Origin of the sequence: uncultured Vagococcus sp. (assembly GCF_963518325.1) — a bacterium.
Taxonomy (GTDB): Bacteria; Bacillota; Bacilli; order Lactobacillales; family Vagococcaceae; genus Vagococcus_D.
The window spans coordinates 17,486-26,476 of the sequence record NZ_CAUQJB010000012.1; the positions used below are offsets into that span (position 1 = coordinate 17,486).

General features: G+C 38.7%; 11 protein-coding genes. 6 read left to right on the forward strand and 5 right to left on the reverse strand.

Features of this window, described 5'->3' with window-relative positions; genetic code table 11:
- Positions 1-205 precede the first annotated feature (205 nt).
- The 4 genes from nrdH to nrdF all read left to right on the forward strand — a co-directional run bounded on the left by nrdH (position 206) and on the right by nrdF (position 4,068).
- The gene (gene nrdH, locus RWN13_RS11475; protein ID WP_314063554.1) at positions 206-436 is read left to right on the forward strand and encodes a glutaredoxin-like protein NrdH; all 231 of its coding nucleotides are present in this window, start codon (positions 206-208) and stop codon (positions 434-436) included.
- Position 437: 1 nt separating this feature from the next.
- Positions 438-818: a class Ib ribonucleoside-diphosphate reductase assembly flavoprotein NrdI gene (gene nrdI, locus RWN13_RS11480; RefSeq protein ID WP_314063558.1), complete on the forward strand. Its 381-nt coding sequence runs from the start codon at positions 438-440 to the stop codon at positions 816-818.
- Positions 796-2,955, forward strand: a complete 2,160-nt coding sequence (gene nrdE / locus RWN13_RS11485) for a class 1b ribonucleoside-diphosphate reductase subunit alpha (protein ID WP_314063560.1) — start codon at positions 796-798, stop codon at positions 2,953-2,955. The genes nrdI and nrdE overlap by 23 nt, the downstream gene beginning before the upstream one ends.
- Before the next feature lie 150 nt (positions 2,956-3,105).
- On the forward strand, positions 3,106-4,068 hold the full coding sequence (gene nrdF, locus RWN13_RS11490; protein WP_314063562.1) for a class 1b ribonucleoside-diphosphate reductase subunit beta: 963 nt from the start codon (positions 3,106-3,108) through the stop codon (positions 4,066-4,068).
- Between the two features lie 75 nt (positions 4,069-4,143).
- Here nrdF and RWN13_RS11495 read toward each other — a convergent pair whose 3' ends face one another.
- The 3 genes from RWN13_RS11495 to spxA all read right to left on the reverse strand — a co-directional run bounded on the left by RWN13_RS11495 (position 4,144) and on the right by spxA (position 6,193).
- Positions 4,144-4,827, reverse strand: coding sequence for a YjjG family noncanonical pyrimidine nucleotidase (locus tag RWN13_RS11495; RefSeq protein ID WP_314063563.1), 684 nt, complete (start codon positions 4,825-4,827; stop codon positions 4,144-4,146).
- A 132-nt stretch (positions 4,828-4,959) separates the two neighbouring features.
- Positions 4,960-5,655, reverse strand: coding sequence for an adaptor protein MecA (locus RWN13_RS11500; RefSeq protein WP_314063566.1), 696 nt, complete (start codon positions 5,653-5,655; stop codon positions 4,960-4,962).
- A gap of 139 nt (positions 5,656-5,794) precedes the next feature.
- Positions 5,795-6,193 (reverse strand): transcriptional regulator SpxA, encoded by a 399-nt coding sequence (gene spxA, locus RWN13_RS11505; protein ID WP_209532780.1) that lies wholly within the window; start codon positions 6,191-6,193, stop codon positions 5,795-5,797.
- Between the two features lie 433 nt (positions 6,194-6,626).
- Between spxA and trpS the strand changes: the two genes are divergently transcribed.
- Positions 6,627-7,637 carry a tryptophan--tRNA ligase gene (trpS, locus tag RWN13_RS11510; RefSeq protein ID WP_314063569.1) on the forward strand — a complete coding sequence of 337 codons (1,011 nt, stop codon included), beginning with the start codon at positions 6,627-6,629 and terminating at the stop codon, positions 7,635-7,637.
- Positions 7,638-7,762: 125 nt separating this feature from the next.
- Positions 7,763-8,335 carry an ATP-dependent Clp protease proteolytic subunit gene (locus tag RWN13_RS11515; protein ID WP_314063571.1) on the forward strand — a complete coding sequence of 191 codons (573 nt, stop codon included), beginning with the start codon at positions 7,763-7,765 and terminating at the stop codon, positions 8,333-8,335.
- 191 nt (positions 8,336-8,526) lie between these two features.
- Here the strand turns inward: RWN13_RS11515 and RWN13_RS11520 are convergent, their stop codons facing one another.
- Both RWN13_RS11520 and RWN13_RS11525 read right to left on the reverse strand, forming a co-directional pair.
- A complete protein-coding gene (locus tag RWN13_RS11520; RefSeq protein ID WP_314063574.1) occupies positions 8,527-8,670 on the reverse strand; it encodes a hypothetical protein in 144 nt (47 codons plus the stop codon).
- The gene (locus tag RWN13_RS11525) at positions 8,661-8,891 is read right to left on the reverse strand and encodes a hypothetical protein (protein WP_314063576.1); all 231 of its coding nucleotides are present in this window, start codon (positions 8,889-8,891) and stop codon (positions 8,661-8,663) included. The genes RWN13_RS11520 and RWN13_RS11525 overlap by 10 nt, the downstream gene beginning before the upstream one ends.
- Positions 8,892-8,991 lie beyond the last annotated feature (100 nt).

Below are 8,991 nucleotides of genomic sequence, written 5' to 3' on the forward strand. Positions count from 1 at the left end.
AAAATATGGCACTATTTAACAAATTTTTTTCAATGAAAAGCATTATGAAAGCCCGATAAATCAGTTTTGTGAAAGTTAACACCTACCAACCGTTGTGTTCGTTCGTGTTTTAACCACAATATATAGTGTTTTCCAGTTGACTTTTTTTCTGTAGGGGGTATACTAGTAATTAGTTAAAAAACGAAATTCCTTGGAGGTAATTGACATGACTAATATCACATTATATACAAAGGACAACTGTCCACAATGCAAAATGACTAAACGGTTTTTGACCGATAAAAATATTTCATATAGCGAAGTAAACATCGATTCAGAACCACAATATATAGATTGGTTAAAAGATCAAGGACATCGTAGCGTGCCTGTCGTAACTGCTAGTGAAGATATCACAATTGTTGGTTTCAGACCAGATCAATTAAGAGCTTTAGCAGTTTAAGATGAAACTTGCTTATTTTAGCGTCACGGGCCAAACCAGGCGCTTTATTAAAAAAGTCGGCTTACCCGCTTACGAAATCGATCGAACCAATCCATTTCATGAACTAAATGAACCTTATATATTAGTCGTTCCTACTTACGATAGAGACATTACCGAGGTAGCGGACGACTTTATTGAATTTAAGAGTAACCAACAGCAACTCAAAGGCGTTGTTGGCAGTGGCAATTTAAATTTTGGCGAGCTCTATGTCTATACGGCAAAAGAGATAGCACACAGATACCACATCCCCATGCTGTTTGATTTCGAAATGAATGGCACCCCAGATGATGTAGAAAACTTTAAGAAAGTAGTGAGTGAAATTGAGTCTAAAACAACTAGATGAAGTAAGTTACTTCAAATTAAACAATGAAATTAACCGCCCTGTAGATGGACAAATTCCGTTACATAAAGATAAAGAAGCCTTGGCAGCCTTTTTCTTAGAAAACGTTGAGCCCAATACCATGAGCTTTAGTTCTACAAAAGAAAAAATTGACTACTTAATCGAACACGAATTCCTTGAAGAAGCATTTATTCGTGATTATTCAATCGAATTTATTGATTCCCTTTACACTTTCTTAGATGAGCAACACTTTGAATTTAAATCCTTTATGGCTGCTTACAAATTTTATTCTCAGTATGCCCTTAAAAGTAATGACGGAACTCAGTATTTAGAACGTTACGAAGACCGAGTGGCCTTTAATGCGTTGTATTTTGCTGAAGGAAACGAACAGTTGGCTTTGGACATTGCCGATGAAATGATTCACCAACGTTATCAACCAGCAACCCCTTCCTTCTTAAATGCGGGACGGAAGCGCCGTGGTGAATTAGTCTCTTGTTTCTTATTACAAGTCACAGATGACATGAACAGTATTGGTCGCTCAATTAACAGCGCCTTACAATTGTCACGAATTGGCGGTGGCGTGGGTATTTCACTGAACAACTTGCGTGAAGGTGGGGCTCCGATTAAAGGTTACGAAGGTGCTGCAAGTGGCGTCGTACCTGTTATGAAATTGTTTGAAGATAGCTTTAGCTATAGCAATCAATTAGGTCAACGTCAAGGTGCTGGCGTCGTTTACTTAAACGTCTTCCACCCGGATATTGAAATGTTCCTATCCACTAAAAAAGAAAATGCTGATGAAAAAATCCGCGTTAAAACATTATCCCTTGGATTAACTGTTCCAGATAAGTTTTATGAGCTGGCACGAAAAAATGCTGATATGTATCTATTTAGTCCCTATAGCGTTGAAAAAGAGTATGGCGTCCCCTTCTCTTATCTTGATATTACAAAAGAATACGATAATTTAGTGGCTAATCCTAAGATTCGTAAAACTAAAATTAAAGCTCGTGATCTTGAAAATGAAATCAGTAAACTACAACAGGAATCAGGTTATCCTTATATCATCAATATCGATTCGGCAAATCGCCAAAACCCAATTGATGGCAAAATCATTATGAGTAACCTTTGTTCTGAAATTTTACAAGTTCAACAACCTTCTGCTATTAACGATCGTCAAGAATACGAAACATTAGGAACTGATATCAGCTGTAACTTAGGGTCAACCAATATTCCCAACCTAATGAATAGCAAAGACTTTGGTAAATCAGTTAGAACCATGACTCGCGCTTTAACTTATGTGACAGATGCGTCAAACATCGAAGTGGTTCCTTCAATTAAAAATGGCAATGATTTAAACCACACCATCGGTTTAGGTGCTATGGGCTTACATTCCTACTTCGCTAAAAATCAAATGGAGTATGGCTCGCCTGAATCTCTAGACTTTACTAATATTTACTTTATGTTATTAAACTACTGGACCTTAGTGGAAAGTAATAACATCGCAAAAGAACGTGGCGAAAGTTTCGATAACTTTGAACATTCTGATTACGCTAAAGGCACATACTTTGATAAGTACACCACAGGCGAATTCACACCACAATTTGATAAAGTAAAAGAACTCTTTACAGGTATCTTTATTCCGACAGCAGAAGACTGGGCTAACTTGCGTGATGCAATCAAAAAAGATGGCATGTATCACCAAAACCGCTTAGCTGTTGCACCAAATGGCTCGATCTCTTACATCAACGACACTAGCGCTAGTATTCACCCAATTACTCGTCTAATCGAAGAACGTCAAGAGAAAAAAATCGGCAAGATCTATTACCCTGCACCATATTTAAACAATGATACCTTGCCGTATTACAAATCGGCTTATGACATGGACATGCGGAAAGTGATCGACGTCTATGCCACAGCACAACAACACATTGATCAAGGAATGAGTATGACACTCTTTATGCGTTCAGAGATTCCTGAAGGCTTATACGAATGGAAAGACACACCTAAACAAACAACACGTGATTTAAACATTTTACGTCACTACGCCTTCCATAAAGGCATTAAATCAATTTATTACATTCGTACCTTTACCGATGACGAAGAAGAAATCGGCAGTAATTCATGCGAAAGCTGCGTAATCTAAAGGCGTAAGAAGCATCGTTTTGAGTGGAGTCATTTAGAAAAAAACGGAAAAATGCTTGTGAGATTCTCACGTCATTTTTCCCTATTTTTCTGTTATTAACAGTAAGCCGATACAGGCGGAGCAGCCTTTTAAATAGGAGGAAATGGACCAATGAGTGAAACTTTTTATGAAGCAATAAACTGGAATGCTATCGAAGATGCCATTGATAAATCAACATGGGAAAAATTAACAGAACAGTTTTGGTTAGATACGCGAATTCCGCTATCAAATGATTTAGATGACTGGCGCACCTTGTCTGCCTTGGAAAAACAAACAGTTGGCCGTGTGTTTGGTGGTCTAACCTTACTTGATACCCTGCAATCAGAAAATGGGATTGACGCTATCCGCAATGATAGTCGAACTCCTCATGAAGAAGCCGTATTGAACAATATCCAATTTATGGAATCCGTTCATGCTAAGAGTTATTCTTCGATTTTCAGCACATTAAATACCAAAACTGAAATTGATGAGATTTTTGAATGGACAAATACTAACGAATATTTACAGAAAAAAGCTAAAATCATCAACGATATTTATTTAACTGGTTCACCTTTAGAACGTAAAGTGGCTAGTGTTTATTTGGAAACTTTCTTATTTTATTCAGGTTTCTACACCCCTTTGCGTTACCTGGGTAACAACAAGTTAGCAAACGTGGCTGAAATCATTAAACTAATCATTCGTGACGAGTCAGTTCACGGTACCTATATTGGCTATAAATTCCAATTGGGATTCAATCAATTATCTGAAGCGGAACAAGGTAAGATGGAAGACTGGATGTATAACTTATTATACGAATTGTATGAAAATGAAGAAAAATATGCCGAACTTTTATACGATGATCTTGGATGGACGGAAGAAGTTAAAGTCTTCTTACGTTACAATGCTAATAAAGCGTTGATGAACCTAGGACTAAACCCACTCTTCCCAGATACAGCTAACGATGTTAATCCGATTATCATGAATGGGATTTCAACAGGTACTAGCAACCATGACTTCTTCTCGCAAGTCGGGAATGGTTACTTATTAGGATCTGTCGAAGCCATGAAAGATGACGATTACTTAATCGGCATGTAATAATATAACAAAACAAGGTCAAGATAACCGCACTCAGCGGATCTTGACCTTGTTTTTTAGGCACCAGGGAGCGCCTTAGACGATCTCGTGTAGCTCCTTTAATTGCTGAATTTCATAAGTAGGGGTAATGGCCGATTCTCCTGCCAATTGCTGAGGATTGTACCAACAGCTAGCAATTCCCGCTTGATTTCCGCCTTGAATATCCGCTACTAATGAATCGCCAATAATCATTGTTTTAGCTGGATTGAAATTGTCAATCCGCTCAAATGCGTAGTTAAAAAATTCAGGCATTGGTTTTTGATAGCCAGTATCTTCCGAAACAAACACCTCGTTAAAGTAAGGTCTCAAGGCAGATTTTTCCAAGCGCCGGTATTGAGTGGTGGACACCCCATTGGTCACCACGTACAATTGGTGACTTCGGGACAGTTCCGATACCACTTCAAAGGCGCCTTCTAAAAGAATCGCTTCTTCCTTTAAGTAGTTCCGAAAAAGTCGATCCATCTCAAGCCCATCTCTAACTAAGCCACACTCCTTAAAAATATAAGTAAAGCGATCTCCTAAGACCCGCTCCTTACTCAGTTCGCCTAGTTCAAAGGCACGCCAAAGAGCTGCGTTTCTAGCTTCATAGCGTTGGCGAATCTCTGGCGTTAACGCCACGCCCTGATCACTAAACAACTGGGTCAAGGCATTGTGTTGCCCTTCTTTAAAATTTAATAAGGTTTCATCTACGTCAAACAGTAAGGTCTCGTATTTAGTCATTTGCAACACTCCATCTTTTATTTCGTTAAAACAATTTCTTCAGTTTACCGTAACTGACAAATGATTGGCAACTAAAAGGAACTGAATCAAGAAAAAAAGTCCTAACTATTTTAACATAGTTAGAACCTTTGCTTATTTCTTAAAGTAATATTTTGTTTGTTCCAAGGCACTGCGTTCCATGATCAGCTGGCCATACTCTTCAAGTACTTCCGGCGTAATTTTTGTCAGACTTGAAAATTCCAAAATCACGGCCATGTCATCATTGACTTGTGATTCGGTCGTGTCTTCCAAAAAGAACACAACATGTAAGAAATAGGCATCTGGTTCATCTTCTAAACGATACAAATGTGTCACAACGTTCTCAAACTTAACCATTTTAGCTAGTTGAATCAAATCTTCAAAAGAATCTAATCTAACCACGGATTCAATTACTGGCGAATCTAGGTTATCAATGTATCTGTCAATTCGGTCAGGACTGCTCATCTCTTCCAAAGGAGTACCATCAGACATTTGTTTTTTGACAAACTCGCCAAAGGCATCTTGATTCATCATGTCAGACAACTCAGGAATATCTCCGTCATCACCCATCATCATGTTTTTACTAATAAATAATTCTAAGCCATTCCGATTCGGTAGCACCTGAAACGTGACTGCGTCTGTTTCTTGGAATTGCTCATCAATATCTACTTCTTCTAAAATACTGTAAAAGAAATTTTCGATTTGCTTGTGGTTGCCTAACAGATCCAAAAAAGTAACCCCACGTTCTTCTAAATCTTCGTTCTCAATTAATACCCGAATAGTATTCTCATTAATGCGCTCCATTTCCATATTGGCTACACCTCTCTTCTTTAACTATACTTAATGTTAGAAATTATTCTCTATAGTCACATTGTAGCCTAAAACCTACAAAAGTAAAGAAAAAAATCCTAAAAATACCTCGTCAAAACAGACGAGGTATTAAATCATTCTATAAACCAGCCATCAATTGGGCGTGGCGCAACTCTAAAGCACGGACTTCCCGTGGTAAGAAACGACGGATTTCATCTTCATTAAATCCTACTTGAAGTCGTTTTTCATCAATCATAATTGGACGTCGTAGCAAACCTGGGTTCTCTTGCACGAGTTTTAATAACTCTTGTAGCGGCAATTCATCAAGATCCATATCCAACTTTTGAAATACTTTAGAACGTGTCGAAATGATTTCTTCTGTTCCATCCTCTGTCATTCGTAAAATTTCTTTTAATTCAGTAATATCCAATGGTTCTGAAAAGATATTACGTTCTCTAAAAGGAATTTCTTGTTCCAATAACCACGCTCTTGCTTTACGGCAAGAAGTACAACTTGGAGAAGTATATAGTGTTAGCATATGATTCACTCCTTTTTTCATGCACTCTACATCTGCATCCATAATTTATTACAGCAACCTTAACTGTAACCCTTACAAGTTATATTATACATCATTTCCGAAGTAATTACTACACCAAATTAAATTATTGTCAAGAAAAAAACCTCTCAGAATCCTTGACCTGTATGTATTTCTTAATACCTTCCCGTAATTATTATACAATATTCATAAAAAGTTCACAAATGTAAATCGTACCTTAAATAAACACTAGTACAGTTACATCTCTGTATTAGTTTTTTAACACCACTCATTCAGCCCTTCTCAAATGAACTGTCTTTTTCCATGAGTTTCCAGTATAATAATAATGAGAAACGCTAGCAAATCTGGCTGGCGACTATTTTGGACAGGGAAGAGACACTCCTCCCTAAAACTGACAGTTAGGAAGATGACAACTATGGACACTATTTTTTCTGGAATTCAGCCCAGTGGAATCCCCACTATCGGCAACTATATTGGCGCAATGCAGCAATTTGTCGCCTTGCAAGAAGACTATAACTGCTACTACTGTATCGTTGATGAACATGCCATTACGGTCCCTCAGGATCGCTTAAAGCTGAGGGAACAAACCCTTGGACTGGCAGCTCTTTATTTAGCTGTTGGCTTGGACCCTCAAAAAGCCACCATTTTTATTCAGTCGGAGGTTTCCGCTCATGCTGAAGCGGCTTGGATCGTTCAGTGTAACACGACGATTGGTGAGTTGGAACGAATGACTCAATTTAAAGACAAATCACTTAAAAATGGCCGTACAGGGGTTAGCGCTGCCCTCTTAACTTACCCGCCACTGATGATTGCCGATATTATTTTATACAATGCTAATCTGGTTCCTGTGGGGGATGATCAAAAACAACATTTGGAATTAACTCGTGATTTTGTTGAACGCTTTAATAAACGTTATGGTACAGAAAAACAACCTATCCTAATTGTTCCGGAAGTTAAAATCCCAGAACAAGGAGCGCGTATTATGAGTTTACAAGAACCGACGAAAAAAATGAGTAAATCCGATGTCAATACCAAAGGTTATATTTCCATGCTCGACGAGCCAAATGTGATTCGCAAAAAGATCCGCTCCGCCGTCACCGACTCCAGCGGGAAAATTGAGTACGATGTGGAAAATAAACCTGGGATTTCTAATTTACTGACAATTTATGCAGCTGTTTCAGGTAAAAGTATACCTACTTTAGTTGAACAGTACTCAGAGGCCGGTTATGGCGATTTTAAGGCCGATTTAGGCGAAGCCATCGTAACTGTCCTAGAACCGATTCAAAGCCGCCAGAAAGAGCTCCTAGCCTCTGATGAGCTCAACCTAATTCTTGACGAGGGTGCAGAGAAGGCCAGACGAGTGGCAAACAAAACGTTACAAAAAATGCGCAACGGTGTTGGCTTAGGTCGAAAAGTCCGCAGATAGGCACCATAGGCGTAGTTAAAAGATTAGTCAAAGAAGGTCAAATATTTTGTCTAATCCTTTTCTTTGTGCTAAGATATTTCTAGACAGCATTTTGCTAGTAACTAACACATATGGAGGCACTAACCATGACAGAAGAAACAAAAGCAACAGACGTAAACAGCTTATTAACTAAAAAAATGATTGAAAACCGCACCATCTTAATTTATGGCGGCATTGATCAAGACTTGGCTAAAGAAGTCACTAGCCAGTTGTTGTTATTAGAATCCTTAGGCGACGAGCCAATCACCATCTTTATCAACAGCCAAGGGGGTCATGTTGAAGCTGGTGACACGATTCACGATATGATTAAATTTGTTAAGCCTGAAGTCAAAGTAATTGGAACCGGCTGGGTAGCAAGTGCCGGTATTACGATTTATTTAGCGGCACAAGCCAAAAATCGATACAGCTTGCCAAATACCCGCTACATGATCCATCAGCCTGCTGGTGGTGTTCAAGGACAAAGTACAGAAATCCAAATCGAAGCAAAAGAAATCGTTCGTATGCGTGAACGGGTCAACCGTTTAATTGCTGAAGCAACTGGCAATTCTTACGAAAAAGTCGCGGCTGATACTGACCGTAATTTCTGGTTAAGTGTTGATGAAGCTGTGGATTACGGAATCGTCACAACAATTGTTGAACATACAAAAGATGTCAAATAAATAAGAAGCCATGACTGGTTAACTAGTCATGGCTTCTTTAATTGCCCCGATATCAGCTATTATTAACTGGGTTTTGGCTCAACGCTCTGCCAAATAGCTGGGTAAAAATTCTTCTGCTAGTGAATTAGAACGGATGGCTTCTTTGGCCTGACTGAAAATAAACCAGGTAACCTGACCCACTTCAGGAATTTTTAACACGTACTCCCTGCCACAGCTGAAATAAAATCCATCATCAATGTGTTGGATGGTTCATAGTAACGGCACCTAAAGAAACATGTGTCCGTCACCAACAGACCTAATTCTTCCGCGACTTCTCGAATAACCGCTACTGCCACAAACTCCCTGGTGACACGTAGCCTGCTGTCAAAATATCCCCTACTCCTCCTTGTTTAATCAATAAAAGACGATCCTTTGAAGGATTATGAATCATGGTCCTCATGGCGGCAGAAAAATGGGGGGACTTGTATTGCTGACAAGAGGTGCAATAAAGATAAATCCCTTCCTCGTGTTCTTTCTTAATTAACATAGCGCCACACTCATCACAATACTGGTTCATACAATCACTCCTGACTTATCTCTTTACTATACCGAGTGATTGTAGTTTCTACCCATAAGTCCAACATAATTCGACAAAAGAAACTTGCAAAGAGTCATCT